The sequence below is a fragment of the Aquitalea sp. FG25 genome (genome assembly GCF_057809375.1).
The window spans coordinates 1-19435 of record NZ_JBMDJV010000026.1 but is presented as its reverse complement, the minus strand read 5'-3'; the positions used below and the strand labels follow the sequence as shown (position 1 = coordinate 19435).

Sequence of the window (19435 nt, the reverse complement as noted above, 5' to 3'; positions counted from 1 at the left end):
CACTATGAGGGATATACAAGCGCAAATCCTTGCCAGCCGTGGCTTGCAGCAGGTAAGGAATCATGACGGATACTCCATCTTGTGGTGAATTGTCGCCACACTCTGCTGCCATTATTGTTAAGCTGGAAACAGACACGGTTCTGGCCCTGCGTCGGCCCGATCCTGCTCCCCACCAGCCTTACCGGACCAGTACCCAGATGATGCTTTACCAGACCCCGCAACTGCGCAGCCTTTCCACCAAGCTGCTGATGCTGACCATTGCCTGGCTGCTGCTGGCCATGACCTCCATCGGCTATACCCTGGTGCTGTCATGGAAGCTGGAAGGCGGCGCCGCCGCCATCAACGATGCCGGCAGCCTGCGCATGCGCAGCTACCACATCGCCCTGCAGGTAAGCGAAGGCGCGCCGCTGGCCACGGTGCATGATGAAGAACAGCAATTTGCCTTTATCCTGGCCCGCCTGAAAAAAGGCGACCCGGCCCGGCCGCTTTTTCTGCCTGACAATCAATCCGTGCATCAGCAGGTGGCCAGCATCGAACAATCCTGGCAGCGCGACATGCTGCCGCTGCTGGAAGCCGCCGCCGGGCAAAGCACCAGCAGCCGCAAGATGGAACGGCCCGACATAGCCAGCTTCGTCAACCGCATCGACCGGCTGGTCAGGCTGGTGGAAGAAGACAATGCACGCAATACCACCTTGCTGCGCTTCTTCCAGATGGCGCTGATTGCCATGGCCATTGTTGGCTCCTTCAGCATGATGTTCCTGCTGTTCCTGCTGGTCATCCGCCCACTCAACGCCCTGGGTGAAGGCATAATGCGTCTGCGTGACGGCAAGCTGGACGCACGGGTTGAAGTGGACAGCAATGACGAATTTGCCACCATTGCCACCGGCTTCAACCAGATGGCAGACCGCCTGCAGGACCTCTACACCACGCTGGAACAGAAAGTGGCGGGCAAAACCCGCTCGGTGGAAGAAAAAAACCGCCAGCTGGCGGCACTCTACAATGTCACGGCCTTCCTGCATGGCTCGCACACGCTGGACAATATGTGCAGCGGCTTCATCAGTCGGCTGATCGAACTGACCGGAGCGGATGCCGGCAGTGTGCGGCTGGTGGATTTCAAGCGCGGCAGACTGGAGCTGATTGCCCAGCAAGGCCTGCCAAAGGACATGGTGGAGCACGACGACTGCGCCCCCATCGACGGCTGCCTGTGCGGCGATGCCGTACAACAGCCGGTGTCCGTCATCCACCGCTTTGACCGCCTGCCAGTCATTGAGGAAAAGCACTGTCAGCGCGCCGGCTTTGCCAGCATTTCGGTGTTTCATATCCGGCATAACCAAAACAATGTCGGCATTTTCACCCTGTATTTTTACCAAACCCCCAAACTGCCCCCGCAAGACCAGTTTTTGCTGGAAACCCTGGGCAGTCATCTGGGCGTGGCGGTGGAAAACCAGCGCCTGGCCGCCCGCGATCAGCAATTTGCCGTGGCCGAAGAGCGCAATCTGATGGCACAGGGCCTGCACGACAGCATTGCCCAGTCGCTGTCCTTCCTCAACCTGCAGGTACAGATGCTGGAAGCGGCGCTGGCCGACAAGCACACCGAACAGGCCCAGGAAAACCTGGCCTTCATCCGCACCGGCGTACAGGAGTGTTACGAAGACGTGCGCGAGCTGCTGCTCAACTTCCGCACCCGCATCAACAAGGAAGACTTCGGCGACGCAGTACGCACCCTGCTTGACCGCTTTGAAAAACAGGCAGGCGTCCCCGCTCTGCTCAACCTCAGCGGCAACGGCCTGGCACTTAATCCGCAACAGCAACTGCAGGTGATCTTCATCCTGCAAGAGGCACTGTCCAACGTACGCAAGCATGCCCACGCCCGCCGCGTGCGGGTGGACATTCGCAACGATGCCGACTTCCACATGCAGATCCGCGACGATGGCTGCGGCTTTGACGAAGCCTTGGTGGCCAGCCGCCGTGCCAGCCACGTCGGGCTGTCCATCATGCAAGAGCGCGCCGCGCGCATTCACGGCCAGATCAACATTCAAGCCCATGCCGACGGCGGCACCGAAGTCAGCCTGCTGCTACCCCATACCGAAAGACAAGCTGCATGACAACCACCCGTATCCTGCTGGTCGACGACCACACCCTGTTCCGCAGCGGCCTGAAAGCCCTGCTGCAAAGACAAAGCGACTTTGAAATCGTGGGCGAAGCCGCCGACGGTCTGGAAGGCGTGAAACTGTGCGAGCAACTGAAACCAGATGTCGTGCTGCTGGACCTCGACATGCCGCAAATGAATGGCCGCGAGGCATTGGCACAAATCCTGGTGACCCAGCCGCAACTGGCCGTACTGATGCTGACCGTATCGGAAGACGGCGAAGACCTGGCCGAATGCCTGAAAACCGGTGCGCGTGGCTATCTGCTGAAAAACATCAATGCCGACTTCCTGCTGGAAAGCATCCGCCGCGCCGTGGAGGGGGATAGCGTGCTGTCCCCGGAAATGACCTCCAAGCTGCTGCTGCAGTTGCGCGGCGGCGAAGCATCCCGCAGCAAGCGCGCCGGGGTGGAGCAACTGACCCAGCGCGAGCGGGAAATCCTGGCCTGGCTCAGCCGAGGCGTCAGCAACAAGGAAATCGCCCGCTCACTGGACCTGGCCGAGAGCACGATCAAGGTGCATGTGCAGAACATTCTGCGCAAGCTCAACCTGAACGGCCGGGTACAAGCTGCCCTGTTTGCCGTCGAACACGGCCTGGACAAGTTGCCCTGAAACCTTGCCGGATTCAGCAGCATCCATGTTGAAGGCCGGCAAAAGGACAACTACCATGTCATGTATAACCCCATCACCGGCCCCCTCTGGCCTGCTTGCCGCCATGAATGCATATGCGCTGCTGGACGCGCTCACCACCCCGGTATGGATCATCCTGCCGGCCACCGATGAAATCCTGTTTGCCAACCGGCAGGCACTGGCCATGGCCAGCCGGCAAACCGTGGCCGATCTGCGCGGCGGCTGCCTGTCGGCCCGCGCTCAGGAAAAGCTGGCCGACTACACGCCCACCATGTTGCAGCACGAGCAAGTGGTAGAAATCTGGACACTGCAAAAACAGGACGAAGCCCAGGCCCTGGGCTGCCATCTGGGGCATTTGCTGCTGGACGATGGCCGCCATGCCATTCTGGTGGAAGGCATGCTCTCCAGCATTACATCACCGCATTCCTTACCGGCTGCCGCAGGGCGAGAAGGCAGTTTTCACGAAATGCTGATGCAGACCAACAGCGCCCCCATGCTGCTGATCGACCCTGCCGACGAAGGCCGCATCGTCAACGTCAACCAGGCCGCCATCCGCTTTTATGGCTACAGCCGGGCCGAATTCACCGACAAGCACACCTGGGAAATCAATGCCATGGGCCGGGCCATCCTGCCGGTGATGCAGCACATTGCCCAGCTGCCTGGCGGACACAAGCCGCTCAGCTTTGTCCACCGCCTGGCTGATGGCAGCCTGCGCGACGTGCAAACCTATGCCGGCCCGGTCATCATTAACGGCAAACGCCTGATGCTGTGCGTGATTCACGACATCACCGAGCAAAAGCGGCTGAAATCCGAACTGGAACAAGCCGCCCTGAAAGACCCGCTCACCGGGCTGTGGAACCGCCGCCACCTGTTGCTGCAACTGGAACGCTCCATTCAGGAAAAACAACGCTTTGGCAATGACTTCAGCCTGATTCTGCTGGATGCCGACAATTTCAAGCACATCAATGACCGCTACGGTCACTTTACCGGCGACGAAGTGCTGGTATGGCTGGCCAAGACGCTGGAATCCCGTGTGCGTGCCGTGGACAGCGTATGCCGCTGGGGGGGCGAAGAATTTGTCATCCTGCTGCCGCAAACCAGCCGCGACAACGCCCTGCACCTGGCCGAGTCCTTGCGCCAGACCGTGGCACAAACGCGCCACGACAAGCTGCCCGCCATCACCGTCAGCATTGGCGTAGCCATCCACCAGGAACAGGAAACGGTAGAAAGCCTGATCATGCGGGTGGACAGCGCGCTATACCAGGCCAAGAACCAGGGCCGCAACTGCGTCATCGCCGCCGGATAAGCCGGGCAGGACACCACCTGCCCGCTCTGCCATCCCGCCCTACTCCCTCTGACCTAGATGCATGCCCACCACTGGCCAACTGGCAAGACTGAAGCAGCGGCATACACTGGCAACCATTCTCCCCTACTGGTGCCAGCCATGCTGTCCGACCGTTTTGGCAGAGCCATCGACTATCTGCGGGTATCCGTCACCGATCGCTGCGACCTGCGTTGCAGCTACTGCATTCCCAAGGGCTTCAAGGGCTTCGAAGAGCCAGCCAACTGGCTGCGCTTTGACGAAATCGAACGCGTGGTGGCGGCCTTTGCCCGGCTGGGTACCCGGCGCTTCCGCCTGACCGGTGGCGAGCCGCTGCTGCGGCGCAACCTGCCGCAACTGGTGGGGGCACTGTCAGCCCTGCCCGGTGTGGAAGATCTGTCGCTCACCAGCAATGGCACCCAACTGGCGGCGCAGGCTGGCGCGCTAAAAAGCGCGGGGCTGCACCGGCTTAATATCAGCCTGGATTCCTTGCGCCGCGACTGCGTCACCAGCATCAGCGGCAGCGACAGCCTGGGCAAGGTACTGGACGGACTGGCCGCAGCCAAAGCCGCCGGGTTTGCCAGCATCAAGATCAATATGGTGCCGCTGGCCGGGGTGAATGATGGCGATATCGAATCCATGCTGGCCTACTGCATGCAGCAAGGCTTTATCCTGCGCCTGATCGAAGCCATGCCCATGGGCAGCACCGGTCAGCAGGCACAAGGACTGGACCTGAGCCAGTTGCTGGACAAGCTGACGCACCAGCACGGCCTGATTGCCAGCAGCCGCAGCCTGGGTGGCGGCCCGGCCCGTTACTGGCAGAATGCCGATGCCAGCTTTACCCTGGGCTTGATTACCCCGATGTCGCAGCACTTCTGTGCCACCTGTAACCGGGTAAGGCTGTCGGTGGATGGCACCCTGTATATGTGCCTGGGACAGGAAGAAAAACTGGAGCTGCGCCCGCTGCTGCGTGCCGGCTGTAGTGATGCCGAACTGGAAGCTGCCATTCGCAGCGCCATCGAACTGAAACCGGAAAAACACGAATTCATCCAGCAGCCGCAGCAGGTGGTGCGCTTTATGTCGATGACCGGCGGCTAGGCCGGTTCTCTGCCATCGGCTGGTCAGCCAGCAGCGGCAACTGCAACAAAGCAGCCGTCATGCGCTGCGCCAGATAATACAGCGACCCCACGCCGCCATAACTCCAGGCAGGGGCCACCGCTGCCAGGCGCTGTTGCCGGACAAAGGGCATGCCTTGCCACAGCGGGCTGACAAACAGCCGCCCGGCTTCGGCAAATGGTTCTTGATACAGCACCACATCGTCGCGCCAGGCCACCAGATCCACCACCCGCTGCGGGCTGATGCCCCAGACCGAAGCCGCCGCCGTGCTGGTGGTGCGCAGCCCCAGCCGACGCAAAGCCAGTACCGGCATGGCATTACTGCCATACACATACACGTTGGACGCATTGGCAAAACGGATTACCTGCACCCGAGGCAGGCGCTGTGCGCCTTTGTCCTGCAATTGCTGGCGTAAACGGACAAAACCCTGGGCCAGTTGCTGCAACCTGGCAGCCGCCTGCGGCTGACGTCCCAGCACGCGGCCCAGTTGCAGGAAAATGGCTTCAGCCGCCTTGGCGTGGTCCTCGTTCTGGCGGAATGCGTCGATGCTCAACACCGGGGCAATGGCTTGCAGCCGAGGCCGTACCGTTTCCAGTACCGGGCTGCTCAAAATCAGATCGGGCTTCAAACTGGCCAGCAATTCCAGATTCGGCTCCAGCCGACTGCCTGCCGACACCACACTGGCGGGTAACAAGGGTTGCGCCACCCAGTGGCGGTAATCGTCGGCATCCGCCACCGCCAGCGGGGTGATTCCCAACTCCAGCAGGTTTTCTGCCGCCTCCCAGTTAAGCGCCACAATACGCTTGGCCGCTGGCATGGCCGGGGCAAGCGCCAGTTCATCCAGGCTGCCAGCCATGGCCTGGCCCAGCACGGCCCACCACAACAGGATGCAAACCCAAGCACGTCTCATTGACCACCTCCACGCCGCAGGCGCTGCCACCCCAGCAACAACAGGAAATAACAACCACACAAAACCGATGCCAGCATGCCCAGCGGCAGTTGCCGTGGATAAATCAGCACCCGTCCCAACCAGTCGGCCAGCAACAGCAAACCGGCCCCCAGCAAGCCAGCCACCAGCAACTGGCCTGCCGACTGGCGCGCGCCCAGCATGCTGGCGATATGCGGTGCCAGCAAACCAAGAAATGCCACCGGCCCCAGCACCGCAGTGACCGCCGACGTCAGCAATGCCACCAGCAGCAGCAAGCCCAGACGGGCGGCAAGCAGATGCAGGCCCCGCCCCTGCGCCAGGCCATCTCCCAGACTGAGCAAGGTCAATACCCGTTGGCAGGCGAGCGCCAGCACGGCCAACAGCAAAACCGCCAGGCTGAGCCCCAGCGCCTGGCCCGGCGTCACCCGGTAACTGGAACCGGACAACCAGGCCAATACCGCCAGGCTGTCGGGCGTGCCCCTGGCCAGCACCGTTTGCAGCAGGGCATCCAGCATGGCAGCCAATGCAATGCCGCTGAGGGCCATCATCCCCGGCGCATACTGATGGCGGCGACCCAGCCATAGCAGGCCAGCCAGCACCAGCAAGGCTCCCAGTAGCGCCAGCATGGTGCCGCCCTGCAGCAAGGAGCGCCCCAGCCAAGCGGACACCAGCAACATGCACAAGGTGGAGCCGGCAGACAAGCCCAACAAATCGGGGCTGGCCAGCGGGTTACGCAATAAGCGCTGCAACAACACGCCCGCCAGCGCCAACCCCGCGCCGGCGCTCAGCGCCACCAGACTGCGCGGCCAGCGCAGCGACCATAACAAGGCATCCGGCCAGCGCCATTGCCAGCCATCGGGGCCGGGTGCCAGGCTGACACTCAGCAGCCACAGGCACAGCACACCGGCCAGCAGCATCAGGCTGTAAGCGGTTCGCCACTGGCGTTGACCACCGGGCATCTGCAATACCGCCTCTTGCTGTGCCGTAGTCAGGCTGCGGCGCACCAGCCACAGCAATAGTGGCGCACCCAGCAAGGCCGTCACCGCGCCGCTGGGCAGACTGCTGCCCGCCCATTGGCCGATGGCCAGCGCCAGACAATCGCTCGCCAGCAAGCACGCCGCCCCCAAGAGCGCGCTGCAAGCCAGTTGCGCCCGTGGACGACGTGCGCCCAGCAACTGGGCCAGATTGGGTGCCAACAAGCCGATGAAGCCGATCAGCCCCACCGCCGTCACCGTCACCGCACCAAGCCACAATGCCGCCAGCAGCAACAGCAGAATGGTGCCCAGCGCCAGTCCCCGACCGCGTGCGGCAGCCACGCCCAGCGACAGCATGGCCAGCGGACGCGGTGCCAGCCACAACAGCAACACAGCCGGAGCCAGGCGCGGCAACAGCCACTGCGTCCATTGCCAGTCGATTTGCGCCAGGTCTCCGGCCCCCCAGACAAACAGATTGCTGGCGTACTGGTCGTGCAATAACACCAGCATGGTGGCCATGCCGCCCAGCAGCAGATTCACCGCCATGCCTGCCAGCACCAGCGGCAAGCCATTCAAGCCGCGCGGCCCGGCCAGCAGCAGCACCAGCGCCAATGCCAGCATGGCACCCAGCAAGGCCGGCCAGCCGCTGGCCAAGGACGGATGGTTCGGCAGCACGATGGCGGCCAGCACCACCCCCAGCCAGGCACCGGACGAAATACCCAGCGTCATTGGCGACACCAGCCGATTGCCACTGAGCTGTTGCAGCAGGCTGCCGGACAGGCCCAGCGCCGCCCCAGCCAGCAAGGCCATGACCATGCGTGGCAAGCTGGCATAAAAAAACTGCAGGCTGGCAACGTCCTGCAATTGCCACCACGCGCCAGCAGGTGGCAGGCCTCCGTCCAGCCACAGGTGCAGGCCCGCCAATACACTCAATCCCGGTAATGCCCAGTACAGCGCCCCAGGCAGTCGGCCGTACAGGCCAGGCTTGGCAATGACATGTTCCATCTCAGGCCACCACCGCCACCGGACAGGGCTGACCGTCCTGCTGCAGCAGGCGGATTTCTATCCCATACAGGCCGGACAGGCGCGGCGACTGCAAAAGCGCCAGCGGAGTACCGTCAAAATACAAAGCACCGCGCTGCAAAGCGATGATGCGGTCAGCAAAGCGCGCCGCCAGATTGAGGTCATGCAGCACCACCACCATGCCGCGCCCGGTTTGCTGGTTTAAGCGGCGCAGCAAGCCCATCATTTCGTATTGATGGGCCAGATCCAGCGCCGAGGTGGGTTCATCCAGCAACAGCAACGGCGACTGCTGGGCCAGCAGCATGGCAATCCAGGCGCGCTGGCGCTCACCACCGGACAGGCTGTCCGCCGCCCGTGCCGCATACTGGCTGACATCGGTATCGGCCATGGCCTGCTGCACCATGGCGGTATCCTCCGCGCCCCAGCGGCCAAACACCCCGCACCAGGGATAACGCCCCAAGGCCACCAGTTCGGTCACCGTCAGCCCGGCGGCATCCGGCAGCCGCTGCGGCAAATAAGCCACCTGACGGGCAAACTGGCGGGCCGACAGACGCGCGTTGGGCACGCCATCGAGCAATACCTGCCCCCGATCCGGCTGCAACTGGCGGGCCAGCACATTCATCAGGGTGGATTTGCCCGAGCCGTTATGGCCCAGGATGACGGTGAATGCCGTCCCGTCCAGCTGCAAGGACGGTATGTCTAACAGGCGGCGTCCCTGACGCTGCACCTGGATATCATGCAAGCTCAACATCTTGTTGTGCCCACTCCTGTTTGAGCAGCGCAATGCGCGCTGCCGGTTTTAATTTCGGACACGTGCTGCACAGTGTCCCGTCACAACGGCGAAAGTGCTGGCAGCAGGCGCGCCGTGCCAGTGCCAGCCGCTCGCCGCCCTGCTCCAACGCCACGGGCCACAAGCCGCTGGCCTGCGGCAGCTGCAAGGCATCCAGCCACTGCTCACACCAGTCGGTTACGGTGGCGTTATCCAGCGTCGGGCGCTGCTGTTGCAGCCGCAACAAAGCAGCGGCCACACAGTCGGCCAGCAGGCGGCCAGCCAGCTTGGGGTGCAAGGGCTGCCGGGCATGCAACTGGACATGCAGGCTGGCGGCGATGGCCGCCAGTTGCCGTGCCGCCTGCTGGCGCAGGCTGGCGGCAGTGGCACGCAGCAGGGTGTGATCCGGCAGGCTGAAGCCCGCCACCATGCCGGGCAGCAGACGCTGGTGCAGCATGGTGAAATCGGGTAGCACGCCAGCCAGCTCCACCGCCAGCACCGTGGCATAGGCAGGCTGCCACAGCAGCAGGCTCCAGCTGCGGCAGCCCCAGTAATGCGGGCCTGCTTCCGGATGCTGCTGCCGCAGCTGCTGCAACAACGGCTCGATGGCCTTGCCAGCGTGGTCAACACCAAACTCATCCGGTGCGGGCGGCCCTACCCGGCCCTCCAGTCCGGGCAAGGCCTGGGCCAGCAGTGGCAGCACACTGCCCAGCGGCAGGGTGCCGCCGGATGCTTCATCAAGTAGCCGCATGGCTGGCCAGCGGATTGCACAAGGTACCGGCAAACTTGAGATTGCCCGCCGGGTTGGCCAGGTCCAGCATTTGCTGGTTATTGCCCAGTTGCAGCCGGTTGAGGCATGAGCGGGCAAACTCCGGCATGAACAGGTCGTAGCGCTCAAAGCGCTCGGCCAGCTGCGGGAATTGCGCCTGGTAGTTGCGCACGCATTGACCGACCTCCTGCCAGAACGCCTGCTCCGGCAGGCCGCAATGTTCATCCAGCATGGCGGACAGGTAACGGAAGAAGCCGTCGAACACATCGGTAAACAGCGCCAGCAGCTTCATTTCTTCCGGCACCTTGACGGCCAAGCGGGCCACCGCCGGAGGCAAGGCGGCGTCCGGGTTCAGGATGGCGGCTTCTTCGGCAATGTCCTTCATGATGGCGCGCTGCGGGATATTGTTTTCCAGTTGCAGGATGAGGTTTTCCCCATGCGGCATGAACACCAGCTCGTGGGCATAGAAGCAGTGCAGCAGCGGTGCCAGATAGGCTTGCAGATAGCGGGCCACCCAGCTGCGCGCATCCAGGCCGGAGCTGTGGATCAACGCAGCCAGCAAGGAGGCGCCGTCGGCATCGACATGCAGCAGCGCCGCCATGGTCATCAGCCGTTTTCCCGGCCCAAGCAAGGACGCCGGGCTTTCGCGCCACAGTGCCGACAACATCTTTTTGTACGGCGAATCCTTGCTGATGCCGCTGTCGAAATAGGGATTGCGAAAACCGATGGAAGCCACTTCGCGCAGGATGGCAAAACCCTGCTGGCGCAGATAGGCATCGCTGTCCACCAGCTGGCGGATCCAGTCGTTGATGGCCGGGGTGGCCAGCATGTAATACGGCGACAGCCCGCGCATGAAGCCCATATTGAGAATGGACAGCGCGGTTTTCACATAGCGGCGCTGCGGCTGGCTGATGTTATAGAAGGTGCGGATGGACTGCTGTGCCAGATAGGCATCCTCGCCATATCCCAGGCAGACGATATGGCGCTGCGCCACTTCCGGAGCAAAGGAAATGGCCAGCTTGTTAAACCACTGCCACGGGTGCGCCGGCATCAGCAGGTAGTCGTCCATCTCCAGTTGCTGCGCCGCCAGCTGGCTGGCAAAGCCGGCCAGTGCCTCGCTGCCCAGCTCCTCTTGCAGCAGGCGCTGGTAGTCCAGGTCAGCCGCGCACGAGAAGGTGGCACGCGCTTTGTGCACCGCCAGCCAGATCAGCCGCTGCGGTGCCGCCGCTTCCGGTGCATGGTGCAGGTAATCCACCGCATCAAAACCAATACGACCGTTATTGGCGACAAAACCCGGATGCCCTTCCATCATGGAAGTTTCCACCGACTGGAAATCGGCACGGGTCAGTTCCTGTGCACTCAAGCCGCCACGGGCATGCTTGTAGGCACTGCCATACAGGGTGCTGCTGATCTCCTCCAGGTACACCGGCATCATGTCATCGCCAATGCCCAGCACCGTCTTGAATTCGATGATGAAGGCCAAGGCGTCCAGCTCGGCGGCGGCCCCCTGCACGGTGCGCTGGATGGATGCCGGGTCGATCAGCCAATGTTCCAGCGCCAGCACACGGGCGCGGAAGCTGTATTCCCCACTGCCATCCGGAATGGGCAGTTGGTAGCTGCCCCAGTCATCCTGCCGGGATTGCAGCACCGGCGTGAGCAGCAGTTCGTGGGAAAACTCGGCAATGGCCTTGCGCACCAGCAGGCGGTTGACCTTGGCCCAGACGGCCGGTTGCAAATGGCTTACCAGTTGTTGCGGATGTTGATGATTGAGGTTTTGCATGGTGTTCCTTAGGCCGGGGCGTGGCAGCCAGATGGCGCCCACCCCGGCAGGGTCAATATTGTCAGCGTGTACACGCGGGCTGGCTGCTCATGGCCTGCAGGTGGGCGGCAAACTGCGCCCGCGTGCAGAAGGCCAGTGCAGCACGCTTGTGCGGCAGCTGGATTTCGCCGTGATAAACAAAACCGGCATAGCGATTGAGCTGGTGGATCTTGTCGTTGCGCACATCCGGCTCCACCACCACGCGGCAGACAGTGGGGTCGGCAAACAGCGCAGCCAGCACCGTATCCATCGCCACCTTGCTAAAACCGCTGCGTGGCCGGGTTGGCGGTGCCAGCAGCAGATGCATGCCGATATCGCCGGGCTGTACCGGGTAATGGCGGCCCAGTTCGTCATGGGCCGGGTCGTAGCGCTCCATCAGGAAAGCCGGCTCCTCATCCAGCCAGGCCAGCCAGGCCTGGGCATGGCCACTGGCCTGCAAGCCCGCATAGGCGGCGCTGACGGCTGCCAGCTCATGCCCCTGCATGCCCCAATAGCGCGCGTAATCGCGCTGTACCCAGTCATGCAGCAAGGGGATGTCCTGCGCAATGCGCAAGTCATGCAGGCGAAAGCAGCCAAACCCCGCCACCTGACGGCTGAACAAGGGGGAAGGCGTGGTCATGGGCAAACTCCTTGGGACAATGCCGGGGCAGGTTCCCGCAGCAAGACAGGGGATAACAGCCAGCACAGCAGCAGCCCCAGCGCGGCCACCACAAACGGGGCCAGCAAGCCATGGCCTGCCACCAGCGCACCGGCAGCGGAAGAGGACAGCAACACGCCCAGGTTCTGGCACAGGCTGATGCGGCTGTAGTCACGGGCATAACGTGCCGGGCTGCTGTGGCGGAACAATTGCACATCCAGCCACACCGTCAGCTGAAACAGCGCCCAACCAAACAGGCAGCGCCCCAGCAACAACAGCGGCAGCCAGGGCTGTGCCTGCAATAGCAAGCCCGCCGCCCCCAACCACCACAGATGGCGCAGGCCGCCGGATGTCAGGCCGCGCTGCTGACGCCGCCGCGCCTGCCACAGCCCCAGCAAAGCCATGACCGCAGGCAGGGCAAATACCGCAGCGGCCAGCAGGCTGTTGTCGATACCGCTTTGCTGCTGCCAGTACAGGGCAAAAAAGCCGCGTACCAGATAGGCACTGCAATAGAACAACAGCATCAGCAGTCCCAACCGCCACAGTGCGCCGGGCACCGCCACCGCAGCGGCGGCGTCCTCCTTCGGCTCGGCCAGCGCGGCGGGAGCGTGCGGCTGGCGACACAGCCACAGGCAGATGCCCATTTGCAGCAGATCGGCCAGTGCCATCAGCAAGAACACGTCCCCCGGTGGCAGCAGACCCAGCAAAGCGCCGCCCAGCAGGGCACCGGCAATGCCACCAAAATGGACAATCACCGACAGCAGGCCAATCAGGCTGCCATGCTGCTGCGGTGGGGTCTGGCTCATCAGCAAGGGGTAGATCAGCAGATAGCTGGCCTTGCACGCCACCATGGCCAGCGAAGCCAGCCAAAAGGCCGTCATGCTGTTGCAGAAGGCAGCGCACAGGCACAGCAAGGCCGCCGCCAACTGGGTAAGCGGCAACAGCCGCAGCAAGTCCACCCGCCGCGCCAGTGCCGCCCAGGCTGGCAGTGCCAGCATCACCACCAGGCAAATGGCCGCCAGATAATTGCCCACCAGGCTGGCATCGTTCACCCCGAAGCGGCTGGCAAAGTACTGGGGATAAAACGGCAGCAATACCGCATCGCCCACCACCGCCAGCGTTGTCAGGGCCAGCAATGCCCGCCTCATGCGCTCATCCGCTCCGGCGCGGGCTGCGATGGCGGCACGGAGAATTGCTGGAAGGCAATGCGCTGCTCCACCGGGTAGTGGGCAATGCCGGTGATGCTGTGAATCAACCGGGCATTGCGGTAGCACGCCATGCCCAGATCCGGCGACGACAAGCCATGCGTGTGCAGTTCGGCGTTTTGCACAAACAGGCGGTGGTCGGCATCGATGCTGTAATCGCGCGCCACGGCAAAGCGGCCTTGCTCATCGCGCTGGATACGCCCGGCAATGGATGCCAGGAAGGCGGGCTGCCGGTAGCCATAACCGGTAGCCAGTACCAGCCCGGCGGTCTCCAGCTGGAAGTCCTGCTGTTGTTCCTGCTGCTGCAAGCTGAGTACAAAGCGCCCGCTGGCCTTGTCATGGCGGCAAGCGGTGAGCGCGGTATTGGCCAGCAGCAGGGTATCCGGCGTGCCGTTGAGGTGCTTGCGGTACAGCAGTTCGTGAATGTCGTTGATCAGGCTGGCATTGATGCCCTTGAACAAGCCTTTTTGCTGCTGCAACAACTGATCGCGCTGCGGCAGCGACAGCCGGTGGAAGTAATCCACATACTCCGGCGAAGTCAGCTCCAACGTCAGCTTGGTGTACTCCAAGGGGAAGAATCGCGGCGAGCGGGTCAGCCAGTTCAACTGGTAGCCGTAACGGTCGATGTCCTGCAGCAAGTCGTAATAAATCTCTGCCGCGCTCTGGCCGCTGCCAACAATGGTGATGGAAGACTGACGCTGCAAGCTGGCCTTGTCGGCCAGATAGCTGGCGGAGTGGCTGGCCACCCCCTGCACCGACTGGCAGCACGCGGGCCACAGCGGCACCGTGCCGGTACCCAGCACCAGATGACGGCCACGGTATAGCTCGCTCTCACCGGTGGCCAGGTTGTGGCAATGCACCTGATAGAGATGGTTGATTTCGTCGTATTCCACCCGCTCCACCCTGCGCTGCCAGCGCAAGCTGTCCAACTGGGCGCACACCCACTGGCAGTACTGGTTGTACTCCTGGCGCAGCATGAAAAAGTCTTCGCGGATGTAAAAGGCGTAAATCCGCCCGCTGTGCTTGAGGTAATTCAAAAAGCTGAAGCGGCTGGTGGGGTCCGCCATGGTGACCAGATCAGCCAGAAACGGCGTTTGCAGCGTGGCATTTTCCAGCAGCATGCCGGGGTGCCAGTCAAAACCGCTGGCCTGATCGAGAAAGACACCGTCCAGGCCGTCCAGCGGCTGGGTCAGGCAGGCCAGGCCCAGGTTGAAAGGGCCGATGCCAATGGCAACAAAATCGTGGATCTTGCTGTTCATGCCATCACCCTCCTGACAATCAAGCGGGAATAGGCGGCTTGCGGGACAAGAATCTGCTTCATGTTTTCATCGCTCCGGGAACTGGCTGTGCCAGTGAGTGGGAGGCCCGGCACCGGCCAACCCCTGCAGGGTCGTCCGGGCGGACAAGGCTGTCGTGGCGGGTACTTAGCCCAGCGCCACGGGCTTACAGGAAGCCCGCCATCCCACCTGTTGCGTGCTGCTTGCCGTCATGAATTCCACTCCTGCAATCTGAATTTTCACAATATTATTGCGAATGATAATAATTATCAATAGCATTATAGCATCGACGTGATGCCGGTCTCACACCGCAGTCATGGTCGAACGCTTCTCGTTGAGCAAGCCGGCAGGGGGCCGGACGCGGGAAGCGGTATCCGTCACCCATCAAGGAAACCGTGATGAACAGCAGCAACAAGCACCCATCGGCCAGCCTGGCTCTGGGTCATGCAGTGTGCATGGCCAGCCTGGCATTGGCCGTGCAACAGGCCTATGCCGCCACAGACAGCACCACGCTGGACACAGTGAAAGTAAGCGCCGATCAAGGCAATGATGCGCTAGCCCCCACCCGGGGCTATCAGGTGGGCAGCAGCAAGAGCGCCAGTAAAACCGATACACCGCTGCAGGACATTCCGCAGGCCGTGTCCGTGGTTACCCGTCAGCAAATTGAAGACCAGCAAGCCCGCACCATCAGCGAAGCACTCAATTACACCCCTGGGGTGTTTACCGGCGCGGTAGGCTCCACCACCCGCTACGACTACATCGTGCTGCGTGGCTTCAGCGACCATCCCACTGCCAATGAATTCCTCGACGGCCTGCGCCTGTTTGGCGACCCGGATGGCTACAACACCTTGCAGATTGACCCGTATGTGGTGGAACGGCTGGATGTGGTACGCGGGCCGGCCTCAGCCAGCTATGGCCAGGCGGCCCCGGGCGGGGTGGTGGCCATCACCAGCAAACGGCCGCTGCAATCGGACTACCACGAGTTATCGCTGACCGTGGGCAATCACCAGCAACGCTGGCTGGGGCTTGATTTTGGCGGGGCGGTAGCCGGGCGCGACGACTTGTCCTACCGCCTGGTGGCCAAGGGCAGCGCCGCCGACCAGCAACAAAACGGTGCCAGCACCGAGCGCTATGTGCTGGCCCCCTCGCTGAACTGGAAAATCAGCGACAGCACCAATCTGCTGTTGCAAGCCTATCTGCAAAAAGACCCCAGCACCGGCTACCACGGCACCCTGCCCTATTACGGCACCGTGGTACCGCATAACGGCAAAACCATCTCCACCGATTTCAATGAAGGCTCCAGTGGCGACGGCATGCGCCGCGATCAGCAATACTTTGGTTATCAGCTGGAGCACCGCTTCAACGATGTGCTGACCTTCCGCCAGCAATACCGCCTGCAGTTGAGCAAGACCGACCTGAGCCAATACTCCGATGTCGGCTGGGTATCGGACAGCTCCGATTTGCTGAACCGTACCTATGCCCGCTCCAGCGAACGTTCCACCGCCCACATCATCGACAACAGCCTGGAAGCCCACTTCAATGCACTGGGGATGAAGCACACCGTGCTGGCTGGCGTGGACTACCAGACCAGCCGCAACAAGGGCGACAACTCCTATACCTACACCGGCACCACCATCAACCCCTTCAACACCGTGTATGACGACAGCAGCCACCCGCTGTCCTACAAGTACTTTGATCGCAAACGCGAGCAAACCGGTGTCTACCTGCAAGACCAGCTGGCATGGGGCAACTGGAAGCTAACCGGCGGCCTGCGCCACGACCAGGCCAAGGTGTCGGAAACCAATACCGGCACCGGTGTCAGCAATAGCTGGGACGGTGGCAAGACCACCGGTCGGCTGGGGCTGGTTTACCAGGCGGCCATGGCCTGAGCCCTTACCTGAGCTATAGCGAAGGCTTTGATCCCAGCCAGGCCTATGCCACCGATAGCAATGGCAATGTGCTCAAGCCGATGCAAAGCAAGCAAAGCGAAGTCGGTATCCGTTATCAGCCGACCAACGACATCCAGCTATCGGCCGCCGTCTACGACTTGCGCCAAAGCAATGTTGCCCAGTACAACGCCACCACCTTCGCATACGACCCCATCGGCAAAGTACGCTCGCGCGGTGTCGAGCTGGAAGCCAATGCCAAGCTGAGCAAGCAGCTATCCTTGCTGGCTGGCTATACCTATACCGACATGGAAGTGACCGAAGGCAGCAACCAGGGCAAAACACCGTACCTGGCCCCGGCACACAAGGCCACGGCGTGGCTGGACTATGCCTTTGACAACGGCATCAATCTGGGCGGCGGCATTCGCCATACCGGCTGGATGTGGGCCGACAGCGCCAATACCCTGACGATTCCGGGAGTGACGCTGTACGATCTGCGGCTACGGCTGCAACTGGGCCAGTTCAGCCCGTCGCTGAAAGGCAGCACGCTGCAGATCAACGCCAACAACCTGGCCAACAAAACCTACGTAGCCTCGTGCTACAGCAGCTACGCCTGCTATTACGGCGAGAAGCGCAATATCAGCGCCACCGTCAGCTACAAGTGGTAATGCCTGGCTGACAAAGCAAAACGCCTGACAGTGTCAGGCGTTTTTTGCTGCTGACGAACCCCCGGTTTTTCGGGGGGTCATATTTTTCTGGGCCTGCTTAACCACTGCAACGCGGCGCTCCACCTTCTCCTTTACGGTTTACCGCCAATTATTTTGGAAGTTGGTAACGATTTATAATTAATGAAAGAAGTACCATTATAAATCATACTGTCCAAATTCAGCACCCCATCCAAAGGGAGCTTGTACTCAATACCAACCCTCTCAGAGAATTTCGATAAAAACGTAGAATTAATAAATTGATCATCTATTAATCTATGCTCCGTGGATTTATTATCAATAATAAAAAATGGAATATCATAATTCTCTCGAAGAGAATTGCCATGCCGAACCGGATTGCTTGAATTATCAACGGTTAGCCCGTGATCCGAAAAATAAAAAATCACATAAGGCTTACCATTCTGCTCTAAAATCTCGGCAGCACTCTTTATAAATAAATCGAGTTTTTGAATTGATGAGAGATAGCAATCTATAATTTTATTGCCGGTATTGAAGTGTAATGGATAGGACTGAAGCCTGTCGCATGGATTGGGATGCGAACCCATCATGTGTGCAAATATCACTTTATCCTCTTTACCACGAATGATATTGCCTATATGAGGCAGCATTTGAAAGTCATCAGAATTTCTTTCGCCGTCATAATCTCCGCTATTTAAAAAAAACTTGTGCTTGGCATGGTACGCAATAATTGTTGCCGGAGTGTCAAACCGCCCAATGCGCCCTTGATTTGACACCCAATACGTCTCCAAACCTGCTTTGTTTGATAAATTTACAATATTATTTGCGGCTTCTTTTTTATTTTCATCAAACCTTGCCAGTGTTCTTGGCAGTGAGAGAAAGGTATTTGGCGCAGGTGAAATTACATTCGTATAAAAATCACCATTGGCATTTTTTAGCCACGGCGTTGTATTTAGCGGATAGCCATAAACAGACATGTATTCGCGCGTAACGCTTTCACCAATAATGACTAATATATTTTTATACTGAATATTTTTTTTGATGATAGTGAATTGATCTTTAACTGAAATACCTTGCTTTAAGATTTCAACTTCAGCCTTTGCCTCTGAGAACCCCATGCACGCTGCAATGGCAAATCGTTTTGGATACGAATTTATATTTAATAAAACAAACACAATAAGAAATAAATACTGGATTTTTTTTGAACTTGAATTTGAACCCCATGATGCAATAACAAAAATAAAGAGAAAAAGCATTGCCAAGCAACATAAAACAATACCGATAACATTTAGTTTAATAAACTCAATTGCTTCGGACGTGTTTGTTTGCAAAAAGGATGCCGCATGGCCTATATTTATTCTTCCGTAGGAGTGCCCGGCTGGCATGTATAAGATGATGGCGATAAACAATATAAATAACAAACTCAGTGCTATTTTATTTTTTCTTGCAACCGCAAACATTACGAACGTCAGGCATGCATTTCCAAGACTCCCATATCCAGTATTGCATGGAACAAGAAATGAAATAGCTATTGCAGAAATAAGCCAAATTCTATTGGTAAATATATAGTGAATTGCTTTTTTAAAAATCATCTTCACGAATAATTTTTCCTTAATTTGGATTTATAAAAGTGATTTGCTTTGTTTTGAAAGTAATTTCAGGTGGGTATTGGTGCATAGTGCTTGCAAACGCTGCTGGTTTCTTTTGCAAGATTTAAGTTCAATATCCAGCGAAGGAGATTTTCGACCCCTCGGCGTGCGGCCGTGCTCTCAGTTATGCAGGTGAATCTGAGAGTAAATTTGATTCTTGACTACTTATATAAGCCTCCGCATGTCAAACGCCTTGCTTATGTCTTTAAAATGCGGAACCGCTGAAAGGCCCTTTGTCAAGCGCTGGCGTCATTCAAATCAAATGACTTGAAAACTTATAATCACAGCTAAACTTTTGTCGCACTTATCAGGTGATGGTGGCTGATGATAGAGATACTCATCTTTAAATCAACAGATGGAGGTATCGGCCTACATAGAAGGGAATAGCAGGATGCAATGCGACTGATCGTGATCGCATAAAGGCTAGAATGGTTTTGGATACAACGCATAGGGAAGCAGAAAAGAGTCGATAGCCTGGCGGCCATTACCTTATTCGGCAGCCTCCTTGCGATCCATAAGTAAACTAACAGAGAACTTGCTGAAATAAAAAAGGCCGGATTAAACCCGGCCTTTCAGATTATTCACAAACTATCTCTCTTAATT

General features: G+C 59.5%; 15 protein-coding genes. 6 read left to right on the top strand and 9 right to left on the bottom strand.

Annotated features, from left to right (window positions below; genetic code table 11):
- Positions 1-62: 62 nt before the first annotated feature.
- The 4 genes from ACODR9_RS19720 to moaA all read left to right on the top strand — a co-directional run bounded on the left by ACODR9_RS19720 (position 63) and on the right by moaA (position 5195).
- Positions 63-2105, top strand: a complete 2043-nt coding sequence (locus tag ACODR9_RS19720) for a type IV pili methyl-accepting chemotaxis transducer N-terminal domain-containing protein (RefSeq protein WP_488811545.1) — start codon at positions 63-65, stop codon at positions 2103-2105.
- Positions 2102-2758, top strand: a complete 657-nt coding sequence (locus ACODR9_RS19715; RefSeq protein WP_287882355.1) for a response regulator — start codon at positions 2102-2104, stop codon at positions 2756-2758. The genes ACODR9_RS19720 and ACODR9_RS19715 overlap by 4 nt, the downstream gene beginning before the upstream one ends.
- 55 nt (positions 2759-2813) lie before the next feature.
- Complete coding sequence (locus ACODR9_RS19710) at positions 2814-4082, top strand: GGDEF domain-containing protein (RefSeq protein ID WP_488811543.1); 1269 nt, start codon at positions 2814-2816, stop codon at positions 4080-4082.
- 138 nt (positions 4083-4220) lie between these two features.
- Positions 4221-5195 carry a GTP 3',8-cyclase MoaA gene (gene moaA / locus ACODR9_RS19705; protein WP_488811542.1) on the top strand — a complete coding sequence of 325 codons (975 nt, stop codon included), beginning with the start codon at positions 4221-4223 and terminating at the stop codon, positions 5193-5195.
- On the opposite strand, the gene ACODR9_RS19700 is transcribed toward moaA, so the two are convergent.
- The 8 genes from ACODR9_RS19700 to ACODR9_RS19665 all read right to left on the bottom strand — a co-directional run bounded on the left by ACODR9_RS19700 (position 5173) and on the right by ACODR9_RS19665 (position 14596).
- The gene (locus tag ACODR9_RS19700) at positions 5173-6123 is read right to left on the bottom strand and encodes an iron-siderophore ABC transporter substrate-binding protein (RefSeq protein ID WP_488811540.1); all 951 of its coding nucleotides are present in this window, start codon (positions 6121-6123) and stop codon (positions 5173-5175) included. The two genes, moaA and ACODR9_RS19700, sit on opposite strands and share 23 nt — an antisense overlap.
- Complete coding sequence (gene fhuB / locus ACODR9_RS19695; RefSeq protein WP_488811538.1) at positions 6120-8120, bottom strand: Fe(3+)-hydroxamate ABC transporter permease FhuB; 2001 nt, start codon at positions 8118-8120, stop codon at positions 6120-6122. The genes ACODR9_RS19700 and fhuB overlap by 4 nt, the downstream gene beginning before the upstream one ends.
- Position 8121: 1 nt before the next feature.
- Positions 8122-8889 (bottom strand): ABC transporter ATP-binding protein, encoded by a 768-nt coding sequence (locus ACODR9_RS19690; RefSeq protein WP_488811536.1) that lies wholly within the window; start codon positions 8887-8889, stop codon positions 8122-8124.
- Complete coding sequence (locus tag ACODR9_RS19685) at positions 8873-9658, bottom strand: siderophore ferric iron reductase (protein WP_488811534.1); 786 nt, start codon at positions 9656-9658, stop codon at positions 8873-8875. Before ACODR9_RS19685 ends, ACODR9_RS19690 begins: the two co-directional genes overlap by 17 nt.
- Entirely contained in the window at positions 9645-11456 is a 1812-nt protein-coding gene (locus tag ACODR9_RS19680; protein WP_488811532.1) for an IucA/IucC family protein, read from the bottom strand. The genes ACODR9_RS19685 and ACODR9_RS19680 overlap by 14 nt, the downstream gene beginning before the upstream one ends.
- A 61-nt stretch (positions 11457-11517) precedes the next feature.
- Positions 11518-12114, bottom strand: coding sequence for a GNAT family N-acetyltransferase (locus ACODR9_RS19675; protein WP_488811530.1), 597 nt, complete (start codon positions 12112-12114; stop codon positions 11518-11520).
- Entirely contained in the window at positions 12111-13280 is a 1170-nt protein-coding gene (locus ACODR9_RS19670; protein WP_488811528.1) for an MFS transporter, read from the bottom strand. The genes ACODR9_RS19675 and ACODR9_RS19670 overlap by 4 nt, the downstream gene beginning before the upstream one ends.
- On the bottom strand, positions 13277-14596 hold the full coding sequence (locus tag ACODR9_RS19665) for a lysine N(6)-hydroxylase/L-ornithine N(5)-oxygenase family protein (protein WP_488811526.1): 1320 nt from the start codon (positions 14594-14596) through the stop codon (positions 13277-13279). The genes ACODR9_RS19670 and ACODR9_RS19665 overlap by 4 nt, the downstream gene beginning before the upstream one ends.
- Positions 14597-15012: 416 nt before the next feature.
- Here ACODR9_RS19665 and ACODR9_RS19660 point away from each other — a divergent pair, with 416 nt between their 5' ends.
- Positions 15013-16503, top strand: coding sequence for a TonB-dependent siderophore receptor (locus ACODR9_RS19660; protein ID WP_488811524.1), 1491 nt, complete (start codon positions 15013-15015; stop codon positions 16501-16503).
- Positions 16443-17168: a TonB-dependent siderophore receptor gene (locus ACODR9_RS19655; RefSeq protein WP_488811635.1), complete on the top strand. Its 726-nt coding sequence runs from the start codon at positions 16443-16445 to the stop codon at positions 17166-17168. Before ACODR9_RS19660 ends, ACODR9_RS19655 begins: the two co-directional genes overlap by 61 nt.
- Positions 17169-17299: 131 nt before the next feature.
- Here the strand turns inward: ACODR9_RS19655 and ACODR9_RS19650 are convergent, their stop codons facing one another.
- Positions 17300-18775, bottom strand: a complete 1476-nt coding sequence (locus ACODR9_RS19650; protein ID WP_488811633.1) for a phosphoethanolamine transferase — start codon at positions 18773-18775, stop codon at positions 17300-17302.
- Positions 18776-19435 lie beyond the last annotated feature (660 nt).